This is a genomic window from Sorangium sp. So ce145 (assembly GCF_051525985.1).
Lineage (GTDB): Bacteria > Myxococcota_A > Polyangia > Polyangiales > Polyangiaceae > Sorangium > Sorangium cellulosum_B.
This window is the reverse complement of sequence record NZ_CP150315.1, coordinates 8,317,092-8,341,738: the sequence shown is the minus strand read 5'-3', so window position 1 is coordinate 8,341,738 and position 24,647 is coordinate 8,317,092. Positions and strand designations below refer to the sequence as shown.

24 protein-coding genes are annotated in these 24,647 nt (G+C 71.5%); 6 read left to right on the top strand and 18 right to left on the bottom strand.

The window, feature by feature from the left end:
• Positions 1-58: 58 nt before the first annotated feature.
• Positions 59-1,162 carry a deoxyhypusine synthase family protein gene (locus WMF34_RS30760; protein WP_012238611.1) on the top strand — a complete coding sequence of 368 codons (1,104 nt, stop codon included), beginning with the start codon at positions 59-61 and terminating at the stop codon, positions 1,160-1,162.
• A gap of 25 nt (positions 1,163-1,187) precedes the next feature.
• Positions 1,188-1,763 carry a hypothetical protein gene (locus WMF34_RS30755; protein ID WP_012238610.1) on the top strand — a complete coding sequence of 192 codons (576 nt, stop codon included), beginning with the start codon at positions 1,188-1,190 and terminating at the stop codon, positions 1,761-1,763.
• A gap of 26 nt (positions 1,764-1,789) precedes the next feature.
• Here the strand turns inward: WMF34_RS30755 and WMF34_RS30750 are convergent, their stop codons facing one another.
• The 4 genes from WMF34_RS30750 to WMF34_RS30735 are packed head-to-tail and all read right to left on the bottom strand — an operon-like array spanning position 1,790 to position 5,775.
• Complete coding sequence (locus WMF34_RS30750; protein WP_437990022.1) at positions 1,790-2,950, bottom strand: homogentisate 1,2-dioxygenase; 1,161 nt, start codon at positions 2,948-2,950, stop codon at positions 1,790-1,792.
• Entirely contained in the window at positions 2,950-4,098 is a 1,149-nt protein-coding gene (locus WMF34_RS30745) for a 4-hydroxyphenylpyruvate dioxygenase family protein (protein WP_437990021.1), read from the bottom strand. Before WMF34_RS30745 ends, WMF34_RS30750 begins: the two co-directional genes overlap by 1 nt.
• Positions 4,099-4,135: 37 nt before the next feature.
• Positions 4,136-4,801, bottom strand: coding sequence for a maleylacetoacetate isomerase (gene maiA / locus WMF34_RS30740; protein ID WP_437990020.1), 666 nt, complete (start codon positions 4,799-4,801; stop codon positions 4,136-4,138).
• On the bottom strand, positions 4,798-5,775 hold the full coding sequence (locus WMF34_RS30735; RefSeq protein WP_012238606.1) for a fumarylacetoacetate hydrolase family protein: 978 nt from the start codon (positions 5,773-5,775) through the stop codon (positions 4,798-4,800). Before WMF34_RS30735 ends, maiA begins: the two co-directional genes overlap by 4 nt.
• 137 nt (positions 5,776-5,912) lie before the next feature.
• Here WMF34_RS30735 and WMF34_RS30730 point away from each other — a divergent pair, with 137 nt between their 5' ends.
• Positions 5,913-8,369 carry a substrate-binding domain-containing protein gene (locus tag WMF34_RS30730; RefSeq protein WP_437990019.1) on the top strand — a complete coding sequence of 819 codons (2,457 nt, stop codon included), beginning with the start codon at positions 5,913-5,915 and terminating at the stop codon, positions 8,367-8,369.
• A gap of 42 nt (positions 8,370-8,411) precedes the next feature.
• On the opposite strand, the gene WMF34_RS30725 is transcribed toward WMF34_RS30730, so the two are convergent.
• The 3 genes from WMF34_RS30725 to WMF34_RS30715 form a co-directional block, all read right to left on the bottom strand.
• Complete coding sequence (locus WMF34_RS30725; protein WP_231864328.1) at positions 8,412-8,765, bottom strand: DUF1801 domain-containing protein; 354 nt, start codon at positions 8,763-8,765, stop codon at positions 8,412-8,414.
• A 141-nt stretch (positions 8,766-8,906) separates the two neighbouring features.
• Positions 8,907-9,689, bottom strand: coding sequence for a dienelactone hydrolase family protein (locus tag WMF34_RS30720; RefSeq protein ID WP_437990018.1), 783 nt, complete (start codon positions 9,687-9,689; stop codon positions 8,907-8,909).
• 123 nt (positions 9,690-9,812) lie between these two features.
• Positions 9,813-11,219 (bottom strand): NAD-dependent succinate-semialdehyde dehydrogenase, encoded by a 1,407-nt coding sequence (locus tag WMF34_RS30715; protein ID WP_012238602.1) that lies wholly within the window; start codon positions 11,217-11,219, stop codon positions 9,813-9,815.
• Positions 11,220-11,486: 267 nt separating this feature from the next.
• Between WMF34_RS30715 and WMF34_RS30710 the strand changes: the two genes are divergently transcribed.
• Together WMF34_RS30710 and WMF34_RS30705 are read left to right on the top strand one after the other, a co-directional pair.
• Positions 11,487-12,491: a hypothetical protein gene (locus WMF34_RS30710; RefSeq protein ID WP_437990017.1), complete on the top strand. Its 1,005-nt coding sequence runs from the start codon at positions 11,487-11,489 to the stop codon at positions 12,489-12,491.
• Positions 12,488-13,237, top strand: coding sequence for a metallophosphoesterase family protein (locus WMF34_RS30705; protein ID WP_012238600.1), 750 nt, complete (start codon positions 12,488-12,490; stop codon positions 13,235-13,237). Before WMF34_RS30710 ends, WMF34_RS30705 begins: the two co-directional genes overlap by 4 nt.
• 27 nt (positions 13,238-13,264) lie before the next feature.
• Here WMF34_RS30705 and WMF34_RS30700 read toward each other — a convergent pair whose 3' ends face one another.
• The 7 genes from WMF34_RS30700 to WMF34_RS30670 all read right to left on the bottom strand — a co-directional run bounded on the left by WMF34_RS30700 (position 13,265) and on the right by WMF34_RS30670 (position 19,589).
• Entirely contained in the window at positions 13,265-14,086 is an 822-nt protein-coding gene (locus WMF34_RS30700; protein WP_437990016.1) for an alpha/beta hydrolase, read from the bottom strand.
• Positions 14,087-14,214: 128 nt separating this feature from the next.
• Complete coding sequence (locus WMF34_RS30695) at positions 14,215-15,030, bottom strand: metallophosphoesterase family protein (protein ID WP_044969510.1); 816 nt, start codon at positions 15,028-15,030, stop codon at positions 14,215-14,217.
• Positions 15,031-15,165: 135 nt separating this feature from the next.
• Positions 15,166-15,537, bottom strand: a complete 372-nt coding sequence (locus WMF34_RS30690; RefSeq protein WP_012238597.1) for a hypothetical protein — start codon at positions 15,535-15,537, stop codon at positions 15,166-15,168.
• Between the two features lie 69 nt (positions 15,538-15,606).
• Positions 15,607-15,987: a hypothetical protein gene (locus WMF34_RS30685; RefSeq protein ID WP_231864327.1), complete on the bottom strand. Its 381-nt coding sequence runs from the start codon at positions 15,985-15,987 to the stop codon at positions 15,607-15,609.
• 274 nt (positions 15,988-16,261) lie between these two features.
• Positions 16,262-16,729 (bottom strand): peroxiredoxin, encoded by a 468-nt coding sequence (locus WMF34_RS30680; RefSeq protein ID WP_012238595.1) that lies wholly within the window; start codon positions 16,727-16,729, stop codon positions 16,262-16,264.
• A 119-nt stretch (positions 16,730-16,848) separates the two neighbouring features.
• Complete coding sequence (locus tag WMF34_RS30675; RefSeq protein WP_437990015.1) at positions 16,849-18,057, bottom strand: serine/threonine protein kinase; 1,209 nt, start codon at positions 18,055-18,057, stop codon at positions 16,849-16,851.
• A 101-nt stretch (positions 18,058-18,158) separates the two neighbouring features.
• A complete protein-coding gene (locus WMF34_RS30670) occupies positions 18,159-19,589 on the bottom strand; it encodes a hypothetical protein (protein ID WP_437990014.1) in 1,431 nt (476 codons plus the stop codon).
• Between the two features lie 131 nt (positions 19,590-19,720).
• Between WMF34_RS30670 and WMF34_RS30665 the strand changes: the two genes are divergently transcribed.
• The gene (locus tag WMF34_RS30665; protein ID WP_437990013.1) at positions 19,721-20,455 is read left to right on the top strand and encodes a hypothetical protein; all 735 of its coding nucleotides are present in this window, start codon (positions 19,721-19,723) and stop codon (positions 20,453-20,455) included.
• Positions 20,456-20,631: 176 nt separating this feature from the next.
• Here the strand turns inward: WMF34_RS30665 and WMF34_RS30660 are convergent, their stop codons facing one another.
• From WMF34_RS30660 to recA, 4 genes are all read right to left on the bottom strand, one after another.
• Entirely contained in the window at positions 20,632-21,603 is a 972-nt protein-coding gene (locus WMF34_RS30660) for an HDIG domain-containing metalloprotein (protein ID WP_231864326.1), read from the bottom strand.
• A gap of 169 nt (positions 21,604-21,772) precedes the next feature.
• Positions 21,773-22,633 (bottom strand): hypothetical protein, encoded by an 861-nt coding sequence (locus tag WMF34_RS30655; RefSeq protein WP_231864325.1) that lies wholly within the window; start codon positions 22,631-22,633, stop codon positions 21,773-21,775.
• 297 nt (positions 22,634-22,930) lie between these two features.
• Positions 22,931-23,440, bottom strand: a complete 510-nt coding sequence (locus WMF34_RS30650; protein ID WP_012238589.1) for a SixA phosphatase family protein — start codon at positions 23,438-23,440, stop codon at positions 22,931-22,933.
• Between the two features lie 20 nt (positions 23,441-23,460).
• Positions 23,461-24,642 (bottom strand): recombinase RecA, encoded by a 1,182-nt coding sequence (gene recA, locus WMF34_RS30645; RefSeq protein ID WP_012238588.1) that lies wholly within the window; start codon positions 24,640-24,642, stop codon positions 23,461-23,463.
• Positions 24,643-24,647: the final 5 nt, after the last annotated feature.

Genomic DNA, 24,647 nt, shown 5'->3' with positions numbered 1-24,647 from the left:
TCGCGGGGAGCTTCGCGCTCGACGGCCCGCCCCCCGCGCGGGTATATGTTCGCGCCCTATGTCCTCTCCGAAGCATCCTCGTCCCTCGCACCGCCAGCTCGGCGACGGCGTCGAAGACCAGCTCGTCCCGCTCGCCGCGCTCGACCCGCTGAAGATTGACTCGTTCGACGATCTGCTCCGCGCGATGAGCAGGACCGCGTTCAGCGGCCGCGCGCTCGGCGAGGCGTGCGACGTGCTCGAGGCGATGGTGCGCGACGAGGACTGCCTCGTCGTGGCGACGTTCTCCGGCGCGATGACGGTCGCCAAGATGGGCGTCGTCATCGTCAGGATGATCGAGGCCGGCATGATCGACTGCATCATCAGCACGGGGGCGCTCATGGCGCACGGGCTGAGCGAGGCCGTCGGCCTGACCCATTACAAGGCGAACCCGGGCATCTCCGACGAGACGTACTTCGAGAAGGGGTACAACCGCGTCTACGACACGCTCGAGATGGAGAAGAACCTCAACGCGATCGAGGTCTTCGTCCGGAAGGAGCTCGACAAGCTGGACCCCGGCTCTCCCTGGTCGAGCGAGATCATCTGCCGCCAGCTCGGCAAGGCGCTCGCGGAGATGGGCGACTCGCCGGGCGTGCTCCGGAGCGCGTACCTCCGCGACGTGCCCGTCTACGTGCCGGCCTTCACCGACAGCGAGATGGGCCTCGACGTGGCGACGTGGATGCTGCGCAAGGTGAAGGCGCAGCACGGCGACAAGCCGGGCTTCGACGTGTGGCGCGAGGCCGTGCCGCCGCCCTACAATCCGTTCCTCGATCTGCTGAGCTACGCCCGCCTGGTCCGCAAGAAGAAGCGCCTCGGCATCTTCACCATCGGCGGCGGCGTGCCGCGCAACTGGGCCCAGCAGGTCGCGCCGTTCTACGACATCGTCGGCGATCGCCTGGACATCGAGGTAGATCACCCGCGGTTCCAGTACGGCGTCCGCATCTGCCCCGAGCCCGTGCACTGGGGCGGCCTGTCCGGCTGCACGTACTCCGAGGGCGTGAGCTGGGGCAAGTTCACCCCGCCGCAGGAGGGCGGGCGCTTCGCCGAGGTGTACGCGGACGCCACGGTCGCGTGGCCGCTGCTCGTGCGCGCGCTGCTCGAGCGGCTCGGCAAGATGCCGAAATGAAATAAAGTAGGGCGAGGAGGTCACCGTGCTCGCCCCCAAGCGCCGCTCGCCGCGCACCCACTGGGTGCTCCTCTCCCTGGCCGCCGCCGGCGGCGCGCTCGTGTCCGCTGGCTGCCCCTCGCCCGAGGAGCGCGCCTGCGACCGCATCTGCGACTGCTCCGGCTGCAGCGAGGCGAGGTACCTCGAGTGCGTCGACAAGGCGGAGACCGCGCGGGCGGACGCGGTGAAGGCGAGCTGCACCGGCTCCTTCGACGCCTACGTGAGCTGCGTCGAGGAGGAGCTCGAATGCAAGGACGAGAAGTACCTGTTCGACGGCTGCGACGGCCAGCGAGATAGCCTCCGTGGCTGCGGCATCTCCGTCTTCCGCACCGTCTGCGAGGACGCCAACGACGTCTTCATGGCGTGCGGGCTGGGACTCCCGTTCTCGACCAACCCCGACGAATGCGTCGGGCAGATCCTGTGCAGCGCCCGCTGCATCGCCGGCATGTCCTGCAATGGGCTGAACGGGATCGATTTCGAGGAGTCGCAGCGCTTCAACGAGTGCACGAGCGCCTGCTTCAACAAGCCTCAGGGCGCTGAGCCCCCGCGCGGAGGGCCCTGAGGGAAGTCTCCCGTCGCCCGATCCCGCTAGGGGCGCGCGATGAAGCTGTCCTGGTAGCCCGGGTCCTCCACCGCGAGCGCGGCCGCGGTGGCCGAGAGCGGGCGGATCGTGTCGAGCATGACCGCGAGCTCGCTCGTCTCGCGCGCCCCGAGGCTCGCCTCGTACGCGCCGGGGTGCGGCCCGTGCGGGACGCCGGCCGGATGGTGCGAGATGCTGCCGGGGCCGACGCCGCGGCGCGAGGTGAAGTTGCCGCGGCAATAGAACAGGAACTCGTCGCAATCGACCGACGCGTGGGGGTACGGGCAGGGGATCGCCTCCGGGTGGAAGTCGGTCGGGCGCGGCACGAAGCTGCAGACGAGGGCGCCGCGCGCGGCGAACGTCCCGTGCCAGTCCGGAGGCAGGTGCACCAGCCCGACGCGCGCCTGGAAGCGCAGGATCGGGAACGCGAACGGGTACACCGCCCCGTCCCAGCCCACGACGTCGAGCGGCGAGCGCTCGAGGGTGAAGCCGTGGAAGGCGCCGCCGCGCTTCACGACGAGCGCGCGGATGCCCTCGTCGAGGGGGCCGACGAACGTGGGCCGCCGGAAATCGCGGTGCGAGTACGGCGCGTCCATGCGCAGCTGGCCGACCTCGTTGCGCCACTTGCGCGGGAGGTGGATGTCCGCGGCCTCGATCGAGAGCCACCGCTGGGGCGCTGCGTCCGGCAGGAAGCGGTAGAAGAGCCCCTTCGGGATGACGACGTAATCGTCCTGCTCGAAGCGGACATCGCCGAGCATCGTGCGCAGGACGCCGCCCCCGTGGACGACGAAGAACAGCTCGTCGGCGTCCGCGTTCGCGAAGTACACCGGATCGGCCGCGTCCGGCTGGACGAGCCCGATCACCACGTCGTCGTTGAACAGCAGCGGCACGCGGCAGTCGACGGCGGGCCCGCCCCGCCGCGGCAGATCCTGCGACCGGTAGTGCCGCTTCGCCAGCGGGCGCGCCGGCGCGGCGACCGGCAGCGCGAAGCCGTGCGCTGCCTCCGCGAGCCGGTGCTCGTGCGGCCGGCGCTCGTGGTAAGCGATCGTGTAGGGGCCGTCGAAGCCCGCCCGCGTCAGGCACTCCTCGTAGCGGAGATCCCCCGCCTCGCTCCGGAAGGCGATGTGGTGCTTGGGCGGGACGATCCCGGCGACGACGCGATCGAGCATCAGCCGTGCCCCGCCTTCTGCTGCCGCTCAATGCTCTCGAACAGCGCCCGGAAATTGCCGGCGCCGAAGCCGCGATCCCCCTTGCGCTGGATGAGCTCGAAGAAGAACGGCCCGGCGTCGGGATCGCGGTGCGTGCCCGACGACTCCTTGAGGAAGATCTGGAGGAGGTACGACCTCGCGCCGTCGCCGTCGACGAGCACCTCGAGCTCGCGCAGCGCCGCCGCGTCCTCGTCGATCTGCCCGATGCCGAGCCGCTGCAGGCGCTCGGGCAGCATGTCGTAATAGGCGCCCGGGGTCGGCATGAACTCCACGCCCCGGCCGCGCATCGCGCGCACCGCGGCGAGGATGTCCTCCACGGCGAGCGCCACGTGCTGCACGCCGTCGCCGCGGTGCTCCTCGTTGAAGACGTTGATCTGCGAGCTCTTGAAGTGCGGCCGATAGGGCTCGTTGTTCGCGAACTTCACGCCCGAGGCCGGGTCCCACATCACGGCCGAGCGCAGGCCCGAGCCGTGACTGGCGTCCTTCGCGACGTCGTTCGTGTGGAACGCGATCTGCCAGAACGGCTCGAGCCCGAGCACGTGCTCCATCCAGAGCAGGGCGGGCGCCATCGTCTGGAAGTTCGAGGTGATGTGATCGAACCGGGTGAGCCCGAAGCGGTTCTCGCCGCCGCGCGGCGCGTCGTAGGCCACGCAGCCGGGGAACAGCGCGGGGTAGCCGCGCCGCTCCACGAAGCGGAAGGTGGTGTCGCCGAACGGCGTCGTGATCGAGAACGACGCGAAGGTGCCGCCTGCCTCCGTCACCCGATGCACCTCGTCGATCGGCGTACCCCCGCGGCCGTCGAGCAGCCGGAAGGCGCGGTCGACGTCCTCCACCTCGAAGATGACCGTGCCCACGCCGTCGGGGTGCTTGCGCAGGTAGCGCCACGCCCGCCCGCCCTCGCCGGCGGGCTGCGAGCAGACGACGACGCACTCGCCCGCCTGGAAGACGACCGACTGCTGCGCCGCCGCCGCCGTGAGATCCGGTGAGCTCGCGGCGATCTCCTGGAAATCGAGCTTCTCCGTGTAGAACCTGCGGCTCCGTTCCAGGTCGCGCACGTAGTAGTGCAGCGCCTCCACCCGCTTGATGCCGATCGACTCCACCTTGGCCATCTGGGTCCTCCGTCGCGAGGGGTAACGCAGGGGCGAGCTAGGCGACCGCGTCGACCTGGCGGTCGGCGTGGGCGGCCTGGAACGCGGGCAGCTCCATGCACGCGGCCTCGATGCGCGTGAGGATCGAGAGCGGCGCGAGGTCGACCTCGTAGCGCCGCGCGTTGTAGAGCTGGGGCACGAGGAACACGTCCGCCACGGTGACCTGGTCGCCGACGCAGAACCGCCCGGCGAGCTCGCTCGCCGCCGCCTGGAACGCGGCGAGGCCCGAGGCGATGAAGCGCCGGCCGAAGGCCTTCTCGTCGCCGCCGAGCTCGTCCCTCACGTACTTCAGCGTGGCGGTGTTCTGCATCGGCTGGGTGCCGGAGTTGATCATCTCCACGAGCTGCCGCGCCCTGGCGCGCAGGTAAGGATCCGCGGGCAGGAGCGGCGGCGCGGGGAAGAGGTCCTCGAGCAGCTCGATGATGGCCACCGACTGGGACACACGCCGGACGGCGCCGTCCTGCTCGAACTCGAGCAGGGGCACCTGCGCCATCGGGTTCTTGGCCCGGTACTCGTCGCGGAGCTGCTCGCCGCCGTCCCGGACGAGGTTCACCGGCCGGTACGCGTGCTCGACGCCCTTGTGGGCCAGCGCGATGCGCACGCGCCAGCTGCACGAGCTGCGCCAGTAGCCGTAGAGCGCGAGCCCCTTCACGGCGGCGCTCATCTGGCCACCACCCGCTGCGCGATGCGCCCGAACAGGCTCTCTCCCGCGCGATTCAGCATCTCGATCATGATCGTGTCTCCTGGCTTCATGAACGGCGTCCTGGCCGCCCCGTCCGAGAGGATCTCGAGCATGCGCCGCTCGGCGAGGCAAGAGACGCCGCGCGCCGGATCCCGGTTCGAGACGGTGCCGCTGCCGAGGAGCGTCCCCGCGGTGAAGCTGCGCGTCCTGGCGATGTGCTCGATGAGATCGAAGAACGAGAAGTGCATCTCCGGGCCGGCCTCGGGATCGCCGATGAGCGCGCCGTTGTAGGTCGAGCGGAGCCGCAGGTGGACGCGCCCGTCGCGGAGCGCGTCCCCGAGCTCGTCGGGCGTGATCGCGAACGGCGAGAACGCTGTGGCCGGCTTGGAGCAGAAGAACCCGAACCCCTTCGCGAGCTCGGCCGGCACGAGGTTGCGCAGCGTCACGTCGTTGGCCAGCAGGAAGAGGCGGATGTGCCGGTGGGCCTCTTCGCGGCGCGTGCCCTGCGGGGTGTCGCCGAGGACGGCGCAGACCTCGGCCTCGAAATCGAGGCCCCAGGCCTCGTCGCGCAGGACGATGTCGTCGGTCGGGCCGAGGAGGACGCCGGAGCCGCCCTGGTACACGAGCGGATCGGTCGTCAGCGTCTCGGGGGGCTCGGCGCCGCGCGCCTTGCGCACGAGCACGATGTGGTGGATGTACGCCGAGCCGTCGACCCACTCGTAGGCGCGCGGAAGCGGCGCAGCGAGCTCTTCCGCGACCAGCGGCGTCACGGCCGCCTCGCCGAGCTCGACGTCGGCCGCGATGCGGCGGAGCGCGGGCTCGGCGCGCTCCCAGTCGTCGAGCGCGGCCTGGAGCGTGGGGAAGGCCTCGCCGGCAGGCGTGTAGGCGAGGCCGTCGCGGCGGACGACGACGAGCGTGCCGTCGCGGCCGGGGCCGCGGAGAGAGGCGAGCTTCATGCGGGTGCGAGCTCCTCGTGGGTCCTACGGTGGTCCCATCGTCTCTGCTTGACAAGCACGAGTCCGCTCACGCCTGCTACGGGACGCGCCCGCACGCGCGCTGCGCGGCGAGCGAGCGAGCGGCAGAACGGATCTGCATGACTACCGGACTGGACGTTTTCTCGACCCTCCACGACCTTGTGCGGCGAGCCGTGGAGGGCCTCCCCGGCGCGCGGCGCGGGAGCCTGCTGATTCGCACCGGCCGGCGCCTCTCCTGTCGAGCGATCGTCGGGCTCGACGGCCTCCTGCCGGGCCGGGTGAACATGCCGTCCGACGGCGGGGTGCTCAGCGCGTCGGCTCCGTTCGGCCCCGCCGCGGCGCCCGAGGCGGCGCACGGCCCGTGCCTCGTCCCCGCGGCCGCGTGGTACCAGGCGCACCTGCCCGAGCTCGCGGAAGCGCCTGGCTGGCCGCTCGACGGCGTCCACGTCCACGTCGTACCGGTGCCCATGTTCGGCGCGCCGGGCGCCTACCTCGCCCTGGAGCAGCCGGACGCGGCGCCGCTCTCGGGCCCGTGGCGCGCGCTCGTGGAGTCGATCGCGGTGAGCGTCGGCGTCGTGCTCGAGCGGCGCGGCCTCTTCGAGGAGAAGGCGCAGAGCGCCCAGGAGCTGCGCCTGCTCGAGGAGGTGCTGAGCTCCGTCGCCGAGTCGGTCGATCTCCTCGAGCTCATCGAGACGCTCGCGGACGGGATCCGGAGCGTGCAGACCGGCCCGCGGTGGAGCACGATCGATCTCGCCATCCTGGAGGACGCTGGGGGCGAGGGGCGCGTCGCCGATGGATGGCGCGGATCCGACGGCGCGCGAGGCCAGCCGATGATCCGCGTCTACAAGGCTCCCCGCCGGCCGCTGACGGCGTACTGGAACAACCTGCGGGACGGCGCGCTGGCGGCGGGGCGCGACCTCCGGGTCGGGGTCGAGTTCAGGAGCGTCATGTCCGCCGCCGCCGCGGCTCAGGAGGCGCTCCTCGAGGAAGGGATCCGCCGGCGGGTGGGCGGGATCGCGATCGCGCCCATCGACCCCGTGGCGCTCGAGCCGGCCATCGACCGCGCGATGGCGGCGGGGATCCCGGTCATCACGATCGACACGCCGGCCGCCCCGGGCAGCCGGTCGTTGCTCTACGTCGGGACCGACAACCGGGCCGCCGGGAGGATCGCGGGCGAGGCGATGCTGCGGCTCATGCCGCAGGGAGGCGAGATCACCGTCCAGGCGGAGTCCTTCGCCGTGCCGAACGCCCAGGGGCGCATCGAGGGGTTCCGCGAGGCGATCGCCGGCTCGTCGGTCCGCGTGGCCTCGCTCTCGGAGAACCTGTTCGACGTGGAGAGCGCGGTCGCGCTCGCCGTCGACGCGGTGCGGTCGAACCCCGGCCTCTCCGGCGCCCTTGGGGTGTGCAGCGAGAACGGCCCCAGCTTGGGGCTTGCCTCGATGAGGCTCGGGCGATCCGGCGATCTCAAGGTGGTCGCCTTCGATCTCGTCACCTCGACGGTCGCGATGCTCCAGGACGGCGTGATCCACGCGGCGATCGTGCAGCGCGAGTACGACATGGGGTACCGCGGCGTGCAGGCGCTCTACGAGATGGCCACGCGCGGCGTCCCGGAGGCCCTCGCGGATCTGCCGGCGTCGCGCTGCATCGACACGGGGGTCGACCTCGTGACCCTCGAGCGCACGCCGTTCTCGAGCGCCCTCTCGGATCACCTCGCCTCGAGCTCCGCCCGCAGGATCGCGAGCCGCAGGCTGGGCGCGGGGGGGCACGAGCGCGCGCTCGATTTCCTGGTGATCGGCATGGCCCAGCGCGAGAGCCTCGTCGACGATGAGCGCGCGCCCGTCGCGGACGACTCGCTCGTGGGCCGGGTGATGCGCTCGTGCAGCTCGCTCGTCATCGACACCGCGTCGAGCGAGCACCAGCGCTTCCGCGACGTCGCCGAGGCGCGCCGGAGCGGCGCGCGCACGCTGGTCGGCGTGCCGCTGCTCTCCCGGGAGGCGGTCCTCGGGGTCCTCGTCCTGGCCAGCCCGCAGCCCGACGCGTGCTCGGCGACCGACCTGGCGCTCATCGAGCGGGTGGCCGCGGTGGCCTCCGTCGTGATCGAGAACGCGCGGCTCCTGTCGCGGATCAAGGAGCGGACGAGGGCGCTCGAGTCGCTGAGCAGCCGCCAGGAGGCGCTCCTCGAGACGATCGCCGCGATGTCGAGCCCGGTGGTGCCGATCGCGCGCGGCGTCCTCGTGATGCCGATCGTGGGCGCGCTGGACACGCACCGCTCCGGCCGCTTCATCGAGGCGATGCTGAAGGAGATCTCCGAGCACCAGGCGCGCGTCGTGATCATCGACGTCACCGGCATGGCGGTGGTCGACGCGAGCGCGGCGAACCACCTCGCGCAGGCGGCGCGCGCCGCCGGGCTGCTCGGGGCCGAGGTGGTGCTCGTCGGGATCGCGCCCGAGGCCGCGCGGCTCATGGTGGATCAGGGGCTCGATCTCGGGGCGATCGTCACCCGCTCCACGCTGGAGCTCGGGTTCTCGTACGCGCTCGGCAAGACGGGCGGGCGGGTCCTCCACGGGCGCCGCTGAGCCGCGGGCGCCGCCGTCGCGCAGCGGCGCTCCGCGCGATCCTCACCGGCCCCGGTGGAGCGCGACGGCGGCCGCGACCAGCGCGGCGATCGCGGCGACGTCCACGTCCTTGGCAGAGCGGATATGGAGGTTCCTGACCTGCTTGGCTTCGCCGGTGAGCAGGCCGTTCGGATCCGGCAGCTCGGCGCCGCGCTCGAAGCCGAGGGTCACGCCGACGCGCTGCGGGGCGAGCCAGCAGATCTTGTGTTGGTCGCCGCCGCCCATCCGGAAGCTGACGAGCCGCCAGCCTGGATAGACGTGCTCGTGGACGTCGGGAATGATGCGGAGGAGCAGCTTGCGCACGCGCAAGGTCAGCTGTTGCGCTGCAGGGGGGTACTCGCTCAGCAGAGCGGCCACGGCCGGATCGTCCGACACAATGAATAACCGTAAGTCGACGTTCACGGAGACGCAACCGCCTGTGCCTCGTCGCGTGACGGCGCGTGACGGCGCGTGGCGGCGCGTGACGTTCCGGCTCGGGCGCGGCTTCCGTCGCGGCGGTCAGGGGTGGAGTCGCTCGCGGAAGAAGGCGAGGACGCGCGAGAGCGCCTCGCGCGTCGGGTGGCCCTCGCGGTCGACCAGATCGCGCGTCAGGACCGAATGGGCGGTGCGCGTGAGCCCATGGGGGTTGCCTGGGGACGAGTCGATCTCGATCCTCTCGAAGCCGTCGCCGAGCTCGGCCCCGAGCCGGTCGAACCGCTCCTTCGGGCACATCGGATCGTGGGTGAAGCGGAGCCCGAGCACCGGGGTCCCGGCGGCGACGCGCTCCTTGACGGCGCGGAGGTCGTCGTCGGAGAGGTGGAGCCCGGCGCGGCGCTCGCGCGAGAGCGGGAAGGGCAGCGACGGCTGGCTCAGCACGGGCGCCGCGATGGCGGGGTCGACCATCAGCGCCAGCGCGAAGTTGCCCGTCAGGCACATGCCGATCGCGCCGACGCCCTTGCCCCCGAGCTCCGCGTGGACGTCGCGGCAGAGCGCGCGCAGCCAGTCGGTGATCGGGCTCGCCTGCCTGGACGCGAGCACGTGGAACTCGCGGCTGATGCAGGCGCGGGCCAGCTGCTCGACGATGTAGAGGGGCGTGTCCGGCTTGCCGGGCGTCCCGAAGAGGTGCGGCACGAAGACGGTGAAGCCGGCGTCCGCCACGCGCTCGGCGAACGCCGCGACCGACGGGGTGATGCCCGGGATCTCGTGCATGACGACGACGCCCGGGCCCGCGCCGCGGCGGTAGACCACCCGCGCCACGCCGTCGTGGGAGAACTGCGTCTCGGTGAAGCCGGGGAGCGACATGGCCGCCATCATCGCCCGTCGTACGACGCCAGGGAAGCGGCGGCCGTACGGGTGGCGAGCGGCTCACCCGCCGATCGCTCGGCGGCTCGATCTCGCCGTCCTTCGGCCGCTCCGCTCCTCGGATCACTCGGATGCTGGCAGGCCCCTCGGCCGTTCGTCCTTGGCGATCCAGACGGTCTTGACGTTCACGAACTCGCGCAGGCCGTACGAGGAGAGCTCGCGGCCGTAGCCGGACATCTTGACGCCGCCGAACGGCAGCCGTGGATCGGACACGACCATGCCGTTGATGAACACCTGGCCGGCATCGAGCTCGTTGATGAGCCGCTCGCGCTCGTCGGCGTCGCGGGTCCAGGCGCTCGCCCCGAGGCCGAACCGGGTGGAGTTCGCCATGTGGATGGCCTCGTCGAGGTCGGTGACGCGGAAGACCGCCGCGACCGGGCCGAAGAGCTCGTCGTCGGCGGCGGGGGAGGGGCGCTGGACGTCGGTGAGCACGGTCGGCGGGAAGTAGTTGCCCGGCCCCCTCAGCCGCTTGCCTCCGGTGAGGAGGAGCGCGCCCGCGGCCACCGACGCCCGCACCTGCTCCTCGAGCTCCGCGGCGATCTGCGGGGTGGCGAGCGGCCCGACGTCGACCGACGGATCCATGGGATCACCCACCCGCAGGCGCCGCATGGTCGCGACGAAGCGCTGCTCGAACTCGGGCGCGATCGACTCGTGCACGATGAAGCGCTTCGCCGCGATGCAGGACTGGCCGTTGTTGATGATGCGCGCGCGGATCGCGGTCCCCACGGCGGCGTTGAGGTCGGCGCTCGGCAGGACGATGAACGGATCGCTGCCGCCGAGCTCGAGCACCACCTTCTTGAGGTGCTTGCCGGCGTGGGCGCCGACGCTGCGCCCCGCGTTCTCGCTGCCGGTGAGCGTCGCGGCCGCGATGCGCGGGTCGGCGAGGAGGCGCGGCACGACGTCGGTCCCGGTGAGCAGCGCCTGGAAGACCCCTTCCGGGAAGCCGGCCCGGCGGAGGATGTCCTCGATCGCGAGCGCGCAGCGGGGGACGTTCGAGGCGTGCTTGAGGAGGCCGACGTTGCCGGCGACGAGCGCCGGCGCGGCGAAGCGGAAGACCTGCCAGAACGGGAAGTTCCACGGCATGATGGCGAGCACCACGCCGAGCGGGTGGAAGGCCACGTAGCTCCTGCCCGCGTCGGTGGCGACCTCCTCGGGGGCGAGCAGGCGCTCGGCGTTGTCGGCGTAGTAGCGGCACGCGGTCGCGCACTTCTGGGCCTCGGCGATGGCGGAGCCGATGGTCTTCCCCATCTCGAGCGTCATGAGCTGCCCGAGCTGCTCCTTCTCGCCGTCGAGGATGTCGGCTGCCCGGCGCAGCTTCTTGGCCCGCTCGGCGACCGGGGTCTGCCGGAAGCCGCGGAACGCGGCGTGCGCGCGCGCCACCTTCTGCTCCAGCGCCGCTGACGAGAGGGGTTCGAACGTCTCGATCGTCTCTCCGGTCGCTGGATTGATCGTCGCGATGGCGGTGTTCACGGATGTGCCTCCTCTTCGAGCGTCGGGGGCCGCGGCTCGTCGCCAGCCAGCTCGGGGCGCGCCGAGCGGCCCCGGCAGGCGAGCTTGAGCCAGACCCGCCACGTCGTGCAATGGTCAGCGAGGACGAGCCCGCTTCTCTTCCTTCGTTCGCGTCGTTCCGGCGTCTTCCGACGTGGTCCGCGGGGTCCTCGCGGTCCTCGCATGTTCCGGGCGCGTGAGGGGGGAGGGGGGTCGCCATCGCACGTCCTGTTCATTACGCAGGGGGGGATGGTCCGCAGCGGATCCCCTGTCGCAGGCGACGCGGAGCACGCGCTTTCAGCCCGGGCGATGCGCGCGGGCGAGCGCGCGGCGCTCGCTCCTCCGGCCTTCGACGACCCTGCCGGCCAGCTCTCCCGCGCGGGCGAGCTGGAGGTGAGGGTGAGGGCGATGGACGCCCTCCTCTGCGCCGGCGTGCCGTTCATGGTGGCGGGGGCGTATGCCTTCTTCGCGTACACGGGCATTTTCCGGGACACGAAGGATCTCGACGTGATGCTGGCCGAGCGGGAGGTGCCGGCGGCGTTCAGGGCGCTGGAGCGGGCCGGCTTCGAGACGGAGCTCATCGATCCGCGGTGGATCGGGAAGGCCTACACGGGCGACCGTTTCATCGATCTCATCTTCTCGTCGAGCAACGGCCTGGCCGTGGTGGATGGCGGCTGGTTCGAGCACGCGCGTCCGGCCACGATCCTGGGGCACTCTTGCCTGATCGCGCCTGTCGAGGAGATCATCTTCACGAAGGCGTTCGTGGACGAGCGGGAGCGGTACGACGGCGCCGACGTGAACCACCTGATCTACGCGTGTGGGGACGAGATGGACTGGGAGAGGCTCCTCGCCCGGTTCGGCCCTTACTGGGAGGTCCTGTTCGCGCACCTGACGCTGTACCGCTTCGTCTATCCGGGCGCGCGGAGCCGGGTGCCCGGGTGGATCATCGACGAGCTCTGCCGGCGTACGCTGGAGCAGACGCTGGCCGGCGACGCGCCGCTCCGGGTATGCCGGGGCAACCTGATCAGCAGGCAGCAGTACGTGCACGACTACGAGAAGCTCGGGCTCGTCGTGGGGTCCGCTGCGTCCGCGCCCGAGGCGGCGCGGGGGGCGCTGTGCAGGAAGCGCCAGCGGTCTGCGGCGGGGCGGCCTCGCCTCGGCAAGGGGAAGCCGGGCCGTGACGGGGCTCCGGGCGGCGCGGAGGGGCCGAGGGTGGAGGTCGAGGCGGCGCGGGTCCGCAAGCCGGGCTCATGAGCGCCGCCGTCGCCGGAGGGAACGGGGAGCCGGGCAAGCGCCGCGTCGCGGCGTCCTCGGATCTGCACTGCCGGCCGGAGCACGGCGCCAGGATGCGCGAGCTCGTGAAGGCGGTGAACGCGGAGGCGGAGCTGCTCGTGCTGTGCGGCGATCTCACCGATCGCGGCCACCCCGAGGAGGCGAAGGTGCTGGCCGACGCGCTCGCCGGGCTCTCGATGCCGTGCGCCGCCGTGCTCGGCAACCACGATCTCGACCGGGGGGCGGGCGCCGAGATCGCGAAGCTCCTGGGCGACGCGGGCGTCGAGGTGCTCGACGGGGATCACCTGATCTTGCGCGACGACATCGGCGTTGCCGGCGTGAAGGGCTTCATGGGCGGGTTCGGGAGCGCGACGCTCCAGGCGTTCGGCGAGGGCCCGCTCAAGGCGTTCGTCCAGGAGGCCGTGACCGAGGCGCTGAAGCTCGAGGCGGCGCTGTCCCAGCTCGACAGCGAGAAGAAGATCGTGATCATGCATTACACGCCGATCCTCGAGACGACCGTCGGCGAGAACGTGGAGATAAGGCCGTTCCTTGGGACGAGCCGCCTCGCAGCGCCGATCGATCTGTACGGCGCCGACGTGGTCTTCCACGGCCACGCGCACCACGGGGCGCTCGAGGGGCGCATGTCGAACGGGACTCCGGTCTACAACGTGGCGATGCCGCTGCTCAGGAAGCTCACTGGCAAGCCGTTTCTGCTGTTCGAGGTGTAGCGGGCGAGCGCCGAACGGTGCTTTCGCTCAGTGCTTCTGCAGGAAGGCCCGTATCGCTCCGAAATAGGCGGACGCGAAGAGCAGGATATCGTTGTGCCCGGCGCCGTCGATGAGGTGCAGGGCTTTCCTCTCGTGGGGGACGGCCGCGTGGTTCTCGCGGGCGTGGTCCGGCGGGAGCAGCGTGTCGCGCGCGCCGTGCAGGACGAGGACCGGGATCTCGACGTTTCTCAGGAGCTCCGGGTTCGAGAAGCTGCGGTGCGCCTCGTCGCGCAGATCGCCGAGGTCGATCTCGAAGAGGGCGAGCAGTTGCCGCACGTCGCTGAACCCGCTCTCGAGGAGGAGCGCGCGGTACGCGTCGCCGCGGTGCGCGGCGATGCGCGACGCCGGGGAGCTGCCGAGCGAGCGGCCGAAGAGCAACGGCTTCGGCGGCTGATCGAGGCCTGCGGCGCGGCTCGTCTCGGCGAGCTCGCGCTGGAAGAAATCGGAGACCTTCACGGGATCTTCTCGGAGCGAGCGCAGCGTCGGCTGCCCGCCGCTCCAGCCATAGCCGCGGTAATCGACCATGAAGAGGTTGAGCCCGATGTCATGCCAGCCTTCGGCGATGTCGTCGTAGTCGGGGACGGTCTCGCCATTGCCGTGGAACGCGAGCACGGTCGGGTTGCCCGGGTCGGACAGGTGCCAGCGCGCGCCGAGCGTCACCCCGGGGGCGACGGGGATGTCGTAGTCCGTCGCGCCGGCGGGTGGGCTCGTCTTCACCCGCCTGGGATAGAAGACGTCGGTGGCGCGAGGGTTTGCGTCGAGCGCGCGAAGGAGCTCGTCGAGCTGGCTGTCGAGGTCGTTCGTCGGCATGGCTCACCGTTCTGCCGAGGTCGGCGAGGGAGTGGGCGCGCAGGATACGTCGTGCGGGGAGAGGATGGTACCTGGGATGGACGCCCGCGAGGGCGGCGGGGAGGCGGGTGGCGCGGCCCGAGGGTGGCCTACGCGGTCGCGATGATGCCTTGCACCGCGGGCTCGCCGTACTCGGCGCCGCCGGTGCGCACAACGAGGTTCGGGAGGATCTCCGCCACGCCGGCGCCGTGGGTGTGGCCGCAGAGCACCTCGATCCGCCGCTCCGGGTGCCGCAGGGCGGCCTCGCGGAGCACCTCGCCTGTGGCCTTGCAGGTGAAATGGGGGAGCCAATCGTCGTTGGAGATCTGGCCTTCGTGCCAGCAGGCCTCCTTGAACGGGGGGACGTGCGTGGCGACGATGACGCGCCGGTACCGCTCGAGGGCCAAGGGCAGGACGCGGCGCAGGTATTCCGCGGCCTCGTCGCCGAGGCGGTGCAGGGCCTCTCTCCGGCGGCGCCTGCCCAGGGAGGCGAGCTCCTGGATCAGCACATAATCGTTGAGCATGACGGGGGATCTCTCGTAATCGCCGAGGCGGGCGTCGGCCCAGCCGTCGTGGCCGACGAGGGCGGTGTCCGGGCCGAGCTCGACGTGGGGGATGGACGGGAGCCACCTGAGCCAGGGGGAGGTGGCCGACAGCTCGGCGGCCATCGTGCGCACGGCGGCGATGCTCCCGCGGTAGAAATCGTGGTTGCCGAGGACGAAGTAGAGCGGGCGCTCGATGGCCTGGGCGACGGTCTCGAGGAGGGGGCGGAGGCTCGTGGCTTCCGCGATGTCGCCGGTGAAGAGGACGGCATCGGAGGCGGTGGCGGCGAGGGTGGAGCAGAAGGCGGTGAGTTCCTCGCGGGAGAGAAAGTTGAGGTGGACGTCGGTCGCCCAGGCGAGGCGGAGCGGGGTCGGCGCGGCCATGAGATCAGGATAGGCGGGGACGGGAGGGGGAGCCAGCGAGGGTGGCGCGATCTCCCATCCCCGTTCCACGTTTCGGTTAGCGGCGCGCCGCCGCCGATGGCTGGGCGTCGCTGCCGATCCTGTGCATTCACGGCGTCATGGCGACAGCCCGCCGGTCCCGTCCGCCTCCAGCGAGTCCGCGAGCGCGCAGCGCGCGAGTCCTGCCTTCTTGGCCTCTTCGCGCAGCATCGCGCCCTGCTCCGCGGCCCCTTTCACGCTGAGCATCGTGCGGAGCTCGATTCCATCGGGGCTCTCCACGTGCTCTGTGATCCAAGCCGACCGCATCTGCCCGACGCTGATCGGATCGCCCTCCGGGTCGAGCCCGGCTCTCCTGTCGACATCGCACATCATCGCGACCGCCTCGGGGAAGGTCTGCCCGCCCGGGGCCGGGGCCTTCGCCTCGGGGGCTGAGCTGCAGGCGGAGAGGAAGGCGGTAAGGAGCAGCGGCAAGACGGGATGGGGGCGCATGCTGCATTCGACAGGAGAGGGCGCCTGGGCTTGGCAGCGATCTCATCGCCCCGGTGCGCCGCCCTCCGGCTACTCCCCCGTGCCCCCGTCCACCGCCGGGACGAGCTCGATATCGACGCTCTGAGGCAGGAAGCTCTCGCACTCCTCGTTCATGACGGGCGCGAGCGTCTGCTCGAAGTCGTCGTAGCCTGTCCCCGAGATCTTCACCCACGTCACGCCGGCCGTCCACAGCTCGCAGACGAGCGTCTCCAGCGCTTCGGGAGGAGGCTGCGCGCGATCGACGGCGCACACCAGGTTGGCCTCGTCGAGCGTCTTCCAGGTGGTCGGATCGCTCAGGACGAAGATCGGCTCGTCCGCGGCGCTCCACGTGATGTGAACGGTGGTGTCCGGCGGGACGGTGGCGCCTCTCGCGCGCACGGTGATGGTGAACAGCGCCTGTCTCGGCCCCATCGGACAGCCGCTGGCGTCGCCCGTACTCGAGCCGACGGACCCGCCGCCCCCCGCGCCTTTACAGGCGCCCACCGCGGAAGCGGTCGCGAGCGCCGCCGCGGCGATCGCCGCGAAGGCCGTGAGCGATGCGATTCGACCGGGAGCAAAAGGAGGGCGTGGTGCCACAAGGGCGACAGGGTAGGGGCGACATGCCAGCAAATCCAGCGTGAGCAAGTTTTTGCGCAGGTGGAGCGCCCTTCTGCGTGCGCCCTGCTCTCGCAGGCGGTCGCGGCGTTCAGGCCTGGGCCTTGAGCTCCGCGATGTCCTTGAGGAGCGCCTGCTCGTGCCCGTCGGGCTTCACCTTCAGGTAGGTTCTTCGCAGCACGCCCGACGGATCGATGACGAATGTCGTCCGGTCCCAGTACAGGGTGCCTTTCCACTCGCTCTGGCCGACGCCCGCGGCCTTGAGCAGCTCATGGCGCGTGTCGGCGAGCAGGTCGATGGTGAACGAGAACTTGTCGCAGAAGCTCTTGTGCGACGTGACGTCGTCCTCGCTGACGCCGACCACGGCGATGTTGGCGTCGTCGAAATCGGCCTTGGAGGCCGTGAACGACTTGCCCTGGATCGTGCATCCCGGCGTGTCGTCCTTCGGATAGACGTAGAGGACGAGCCATTTGCCCGCGAAATCCTCGAGCTTCACGGTCTTGCCGTCCTGGTTCGGCAGGGCGAAGCGCGGAAACGGCTTTCCAATCTCGACGCTCATCTTCTCTTTGCCTTTGCTGTGGGCCGGAGGAGGGCTCCTCCTGGCCGGTGACGGGTCATGGGATGGGACGGATGGGACAGCGCGGCGGCGCGGACGTCACGTCGCTGTCCGTGCGGGATCTAGCGCGGAATGAGCCCCCGGAACCAGGCCGTCACCGAGGACGAGGACTCGTCCTGGTGGAGCGAGTCCGGGCCTTCCAGCTCATCGGCGAGCCCCCCGAGCGGCCCGTCGCTGCGCGGGGGCGGCGAGCTCGGGTGCTCGTCCCCGTGCGTCAGGATCGTGGCGCCCTCCAGGGTGGGCAGCAGGCTCAGGCCGCTGCCGCCGGCGGTCGGCTCCTTCGTGAGCGACTTGAACTCGAGGAGCATCATGTCGATGAGCTCGGCGATCTTCTGCGTCCCGTCGACCGCCCGCGCCGGCCCGCCCTTGGCGCGCTCCACCAGCGAGGCGACGTCGTCCTCGCTCACCGGGCGGCCATAGCGGTAGAGGAAGCGGGTCAGGTCGCGCCCGAGCTCGCGCGCCGACAGGTAGCGAGCCCCCGGGTCGCGGGCGAGCGCGCGGCGGATGATCTGCTCCAGCTCGCGCGGCACATCGCTGTTGATCTGCTGGAGCGAGGGGATCACCGCGTCGCGCACCAGCCGCACCGTGATGTAGTCGGAGTCGCCGAGGAACAGCCGGCGCCCGGCGAGCATCTCCCAGAGGATGATCCCGAGCGCGAAGATGTCGACGCGCTGGTCGACGCCCTGCTCGAGCACCGTCTCGGGCGCCAGGTAGCCGAACTTCCCCTTGATGATGCCCGCGTCGCTCTCGGCGAGCTGGCTCGACGCCTTCGCGAGCCCGAAGTCCACGATCTTCACCTCGCCGTAGCGGGTGATGAGCACGTTGGCCGGGGTGATGTCCCGGTGCACGATCTGGAGCGGCTTTCCGTCGGCGGTCGCGAGCTCGTGCGCGTAGGCGAGGCCCTGGCACATCTTCGCGGCCATGAAGGCGGCGACCTCGACGGTCATCGGCCGGCCGACCTTCTTCTGGTGATCGAGGAGGGCCCTCAGGTCGGCGCCGTCCACGTACTCCATGACGATGAAGTAGGTGCCGTCGCCGACGCCGATGTCGAACACCGACACGACGTTCGAGTGCGAGAGGTGCGCCGAGAGGCGCGCCTCGTCGAGGAACATCGCGATGAACTGCTCCTTCTTGCTGAGCTGCGGCAGGACGCGCTTGATCGCGACCTGCTTCTTGAACCCCTCGATCCCCGCGCTCTCGGCGACGAAGACCTCCGCCATGCCTCCGGAGGCGAGGCGCTTGATGACCCGGTACCGCTGCTGCTCGGACATGCCCTGTCTGTCGTCCTCCCGCCCCGTGCCGCCTGGCCCTCCAGTCTAGCGGCTCGGGGCCCGCCGCGGATCAAATCCACGAGGCGGCACGCGCCCTCGGGTCATCGGAACGTGGCGAGCGCCGCGACCGCCGCGAAGGAGAGCCCGACGAGCGCGGCGAGCGCGAACGCCGACAGCAGCGGCTCCGCCCGCACGGCGGCGAGCAGCCGGTCGCGATCCTCCCTGGACAGCGGCGCGCCATCGGTCCCGCCCGTGCCCTCGCCGCCCGAGGCGGCGGCGACGTGCGCCTCCAGGCGGCGCCGCGCGGTCCTGGATCGCAGCGCGAGCAGCAGCACCTGCGCCACCGCGGAGGCGGCCAGGACCACGAGGCCAGCGCGCCGCGCATGCGAGGCGCGGGCCCGCTCGCGCGCCTCGGCCGCCGGCATCCCGTCCGCGAGCAGCTCCACGCGCCGCGGCGAGGCGGACGCCGCCGCGGACGTGATCGGCCAGGCCACCGTGCCCGCGCCCTGCTCGTAGGGGTCGCTCGCGACAACGGCCCAGTTCGCCTCCCCGGGCGCGGCGCTGTCCGGGAGCGTCACCCTCCCCGAGAAGAAGCCCGCGCCGTCCGCCGCGAGCGGGACGATCGTCCCGAGCGCACGGCCGCGCGCACCTCCGATCGAGACGTAGGCGCGCGGCCTCGGCGTCGGGGAGATCAACCGGAGCTCGGGCCGTTCGCCATCGAGACCGCCCGGATCGAGCCAGATGGCTCCCGGGATCACGGGCAGCTTCCCTTCCCAGGTGCCGCTCGCGATCCGTGTCCCAGGCGGTGCGCTCCCCGGGTGGGTCGCGCGGAGCGTGAGCTCGACCGCGTGCGCCAGCGGCTTGAGCGTGAGCTCCGCGGCGCCGCGCGCATCGGCCGTGATCTGCGCCGGACCGCTGCCGCGCCCGTCCAGCTCCGCTCCGACGGCGCTCGCCTCGAGGCGAGCCCCTGCCGCGGGCGTTCCGTCCTGCGCCTCGATCGCGACCCGCACCCGCTCCGGGAACGGAGCTGCAAGGGCTCCGCGCGCCGCCGTGACCTGCAGGCGGAGCTCCCCGTGCGCCGCGCCGGGCAGCGCGGTCGCGTGCGCCGCGCCGGGCAGCGCGCTCGTGTCCGCCGCTGCGAGCGGCGGCAGCAGCGGGAGCTGCCGCTCCAGGAGCGTGCCGCTGCCCAGCGCGATCCGCACGGTCACCGGCTCCCGCAGCCCCGCTGGCGCGCGCAGCAGCGCCTCGCCGATGCCGTCCTTGTCGAGCGAGCCGGTCCACCGTTCGAGCGGCGCCCCTGCGGACGTGGCGCTCACCTCGATCTGCGGGATCGCCGCCGCATCGTCGGCGCCGTGGAGGCGGCGCACCCCTTCGACGCGGAGCGCCAGCGCCTCGCTTCCGGCGACGGGCGCCCCCCACACCCGCACGCCGGTGGCCATGCGTGGCGAGCCTGGCCCCAGGATCGCGAGGGCTGCGAGCCCGATGCCCAGCGCGGGCAGGACGTACGTCGCCGCGTTGGGCATCGAGAGCATCACTGTCCCAGCATACCTCTCCGTCCTTGCCGCGCGGGCGGGGGGCGGCTCCCGTCTGGCTGCTCGCGCGGAGCGCTGGCCTGGGCTGAGCCCCTTTGCGTCCGGGCGTCTCCTCCGATAGGAAGCCGCCGATGGCAGCCGACAGACCGGTGAAGCGCAAGCGCAAGGGTTCGGGGACCACGGGGCAGGGCGGTGAGGTCGTGTTGCGGCAGCGGACCGATCCGCGGAGCGAGCGACGCTTCGAGCCGAAGGCGTCGCTCGAGCTCGGCCTCACGATGCTCGGCATGTCCGTCGCGGCGCTGCTGGCCGGGGCGGGTGTTTACGGCCAGTGGTTCCGGGGCGAGGATGCTGGGGCGCACCCGGCAGCCACGTACCTGCTCCTCGGCGCCTTGCTCCTCGGGGCGGCGGTGGGGCTCTTCGGTCAGTGGTCGATGAAGGCGCTTCGTGTCGGTGATGCCGGGGTGGGGCTGGAGAGCGGGCCTGGCGAGATCGAGCGCATCGGCTGGAACGATGTCACGGGCCTGTTGCTCACGGAGACAGCGCTCACGGTCCAGGGCAGCGGCACGGCGATCGCCATCCCGCTGCGAGCGCACCTGCCGGCGGCCGCGCGCGCGCTGGCCGAGGCGAGGGTGCGTATCCCCGCGCGAGCGGCGGACATCAAGGAAGGCGCGCTGCCTCCGCCCGACGATGCCGCCGGCGAGGTGCGCCCGCTGGAGCCGCCGCAGGTCGCCGGCCTCCGCTGCAAGGCGACCGACAAGCTGATCGCCTTCGAGGCCGACGCTCGTCTCTGCGGCCGTTGCGGCGAGCACTACCACAAGGAAGGCGTCCCCCCCCGCTGCATCACCTGCGAAGCGCCCCTGCGCTGAGCGGGCGACCGCTTCGGATACGGGCCCATCTCGGCGTCTTCGGTGCTCAGCGCACTGGAGTGCGCTTCCGCTCCGAAGACGCCGATCTGGACCCGTCTCCTGTGCGGGCGACCGCTCAGCGCCTGCACTGCGGCGCGAGCGGTCGCCTCCCCTGAGAGGCTCTCTGCGCTACGCCTTCAGATCCCGAAACGCCCCGCGTGCTCCCGGAGGAACGCGATGTAGACGTCCGCCTCCTGGTGCGACGCCACCTCGCCCGCCTCGACCGCCTCCTCCAGCGCGCGCTTGATCTCGCCGATCCGCCGCGACGGCGGCAGCCCGAACGCATGCATGATGGCGTCGCCGATGCCGCTCGGCAGCGGCGGCACCACCGCGTCCTCCGCCTGGACCTGGAGCACCCGCTCGGCGAGCTCGCTGATCTGCTTCAGCCCCTTCCGCTTCTTCTCGGGCCGCTTCGTTGTGATGTCCGCCCGCGACAGGTCGAGCACGTCCTTCAGGCAGCCGCCCATCTCCTTGGCGAACCGGCGCACCGCGCTGTCGGTCCACGACGCGTCGTACTGGCTCGCCCGGAGGTGGTGCAGGATCAGGAAGCGGATGCTGTTCTTCAGCGCCTCCTCCTTCGTGAAGAGCGGCAGCCGCCGGTCGATCTTGTCGAACATCCGCGCGCCGACCTCGGCGTGACCGAAGAAGTGGACCTCGCCCGTCGGCGAGATGGAGCGCGTCCTCGTCTTGCCGATGTCGTGGAGCAGGGCCGCCCAGCGGACCTCGAGCCTCGGGACGGCCTGGCGCACCACCTGCTTCGTGTGCTTCCAGACGTCCTTGTGGCGCCACTCCCCGTCGCCGAAGCCCACCATCGCCTCGACCTCGGGCAGCATCGCGGCGAGGGCGCCCGACTCGAGCAGGGCGTCGAGCCCGGCCTCGGCGTCGTCGCTCATCATGACCCGGTCGAGCAGCTTGCGGACATCGGGCAGGTAGGCGGCGGCCGCGGCCTTGAAGTCGGCGGGCCGCCCGGAGATCACCCTGGACGAGGCGCGTGGCTCGGCGCCCGCCTCGGGCTGCTCGACCTCCGCCTTCTCTGCTCGCTGGACGGCCCACTCGAGGGCCTCCATCGCCCGCTTCGGGCTCGCTTCCTGGGTGACAATCTCCTGCACGCTGGCCTTCCACACTTTCGAGGTTACGGGGTCGCCCACGGGGCGCCGGCTGGCGCGGCCCGAGCGGGGGTTCGCCGGTTTAGAGCCAGCCGCACCTTCGCGCAATGGTTCGTCGCGTTCGTCGCTCGACACGCCGCCGGATGACGTGCGTCCGCAGGCGATGGATGCGTCAGGTGCGGAGGAGCCGCCCCACGTGGTCCTTCTCCCAGGCGAGGGAGCGCTCGTAGTCGCGGAAGAGCCGCTCGCGGGCGAGGAACTGGGGCGGATGGAGCATCCGGCGCCCGTTGCCGTGGCTCGCCGGCATCACGTGGTGGAGCATCTCGTGGTAGATGACGTAACAGATGAAGTAGCGGGGGACCCAGGGCCGGTCGAGCACGGGGTGGATGCGGATCAGCCGCTCGACCGCCGAGTAGCTCCCGAGCTTGATGGTGCGCCGCGCCTTCCGCGCCTTGGTCCGCTTGCCCCAGGTGATCAGCGCGTCGACCCCGCCGCCGAAGTACGCGTGGTTCAGCTTCTGGAACAGGAGCAGCAGGTCGTGCGTCCGCCCCTGCGTCGAGAGCGGCGTGCTCACCGGCCGGCTCGCCCGGATCCGGTGGCCGTTCTCGTCGATGTACTGGCCGACCACGAGCGAGGCGGCCCGGTCCTGCGTCACGACGTACCGGACGAGCGCCTCCTGGACGACCGCCGGCGCGTCCAGGAACATGTGGTGGACGCGCGCCTGCAGGATGCCCTCCCGGAGCGAGGAGGAGATCATCTGCCGGTAGTTGTCGGTCACCGAGAGGAGGACCGGCCGCTTCTGGGCCAGCTCCAGCCGCCGGATGAGCGCCTGGCGCGCCCCCTCGTGCACGTAGATGTGCGGCTGGCCCGGCGGCAGATCGATGTCGATCGGATGATGACGGGGGTCCGGCACCCGGACGACCGCCCGGGCGACACGCGGCAGCAGGGAAGTACGCGCCGCGCCCTTCCCACCGCTGCGCGACAGACGGCCTGGAGGGGGTTGAGCGAAGGGGAAGGCCATCTGTCCCGCCATCTCAATCCTCCTTATTTGGGCGTATTCTCGGGTGGGATCCTTGTCAAGCGAGCGGCCGAGAACATCGAAATCATTCGGATTTGTGACTATGTAAGCGGGGGGCCGGACCCTCCGGAGGGAGAGGGCGGGCGCCCCGGCCGTCGCTCGCCGGTGATCTGAATTTCCTCTGCAAATTCATGTGTTTGTAGTGAAGGCCACGCGCGCATGCGCCGGTCGGGCCGCCTTCCGCCTCGGACGCGCGTCTTCTGCTCCTGCTCTCTCTCCCGCCATGACAGGGCGCCGTGCGCAGCGCCTCGCTCATCGCGGGGCGAGCGCCCGGGGATCGAGGATCTGCGTCATGCGCCAGCGGCCCTGCGCGCGCTGGGGAGGCTCCGGCTCGAGGGCGACGACCAGGGCAGTGCAGAAGCCGGCGGGGAGCAGCGCTGTCGCGCCCCGGCCAGGCGTGTCGACGAGCGTACGGACGAGGTGCTCCACGTTCGGCTGGTGCCCGACGAGCAGCGCGTCGGCGCCGCCTCGGGCGAGCGCGGCGACCAGCGAGCTCGGGAGCCCGGCGTCGAGCGCGAGCTCGTCCCGGAGCTCGACCTCCGGCGCGCCGCAGATCGGCGCCGCGATCTCGGCGGTCTCCCTCGCGCGCGCGAGGGGGCTCGCGAGCACCAGCGGCAGCGGGGCGCCGCCCCGGAGGCGGTGGAGCTCGAGCGAGACCCGCGCCACGCGCTCGCGGCCCTCGGGGGTGAGCCTCCGATCCGCGTCGCGCCCGCTGGTCGCCCGCTCCTCCGCCGGGCCGTGCCGCATCACGTAGAGGTGCATGGCGTCGATGGCAGCGGGCGTCAGTTCGTCTTGCCCGGGGGACGGCGGGCGTCCTGGCCGGACGAGGCTGCCTCGCCGCGACCCTTCGCCTGCGCGGGGGCCTCGGCCGCGGCTCCGCCCTTCGGAGCGGGGCCGGGGCTCGCGGCGCCGTTCGTCGGGGCCGCCCCGCCGACGCGCGAGATGCCGTGCTTCGCGAGGACCATCGATTCGATCTTGTCGAGCACCGCCGGGTGCTGCTCGAGGTAGGTGCGGGCGTTCTCCCGGCCCTGACCGATGCGCTCGCCCTGGAACGAGAACCAGGAGCCGCTCTTCTCGATGATGCTCGCCTCGGTCGCGAGGTCGATGACGTCGCCGCTGTGGCTGATGCCCTGGCCGTACAGGATGTCGAACTCCACCTCGCGGAACGGGGGAGCCATCTTGTTCTTCACGACCTTGACGCGGGTCCGGTTGCCGACGACCGCTGGCTCCTTGCCGCCCGCGGCGGCCTCCTTGATGGCGCCGATGCGGCGGATGTCGAGCCGGACCGAGGCGTAGAACTTGAGGGCGTTGCCGCCGCTCGTCGTCTCGGGGCTGCCGAACATGACGCCGATCTTCATCCGGATCTGGTTGATGAACATCAGCAGGCACTGCGAGCGCGAGGTCGTGCCGGTCAGCTTGCGGAGCGCCTGGCTCATCAGCCGGGCCTGGAGGCCGACGTGGCTGTCGCCCATGTCGCCCTCGATCTCGGCCTTGGGGACGAGCGCGGCGACCGAGTCGACGACGATGATGTCGACGGCGTTCGAGCGGACCAGCATGTCGGCGATCTCGAGCGCCTGCTCGCCGTAGTCGGGCTGGGAGATGAGCAGCTCGTCGGTCTTCACGCCGAGCTTCTTGGCGTAGTTCACGTCGAGGGCGTGCTCGGCGTCGATGAACGCCGCCGTCCCGCCCGCCCGCTGGACGGCCGCGATGGCGTGGAGGGTGAGGGTCGTCTTGCCGCTCGACTCCGGCCCGTAGACCTCGACGATGCGGCCGCGCGGGTAGCCGCCGATGCCGAGGGCGATGTCCAGGCCGAGCGAGCCGGTCGCCACGGCCGCGACCTCGTCGTGCAGCGTCTGCCCGTCCTTGAGGCGCATGATCGCCCCCTTGCCGTACTCCTTCTCGACGCTGGCGATCGCGAGCTCGAGGGCGGCAGACTTCTGCTTGGTGTTCTTCTCGTCACTCATGCGTA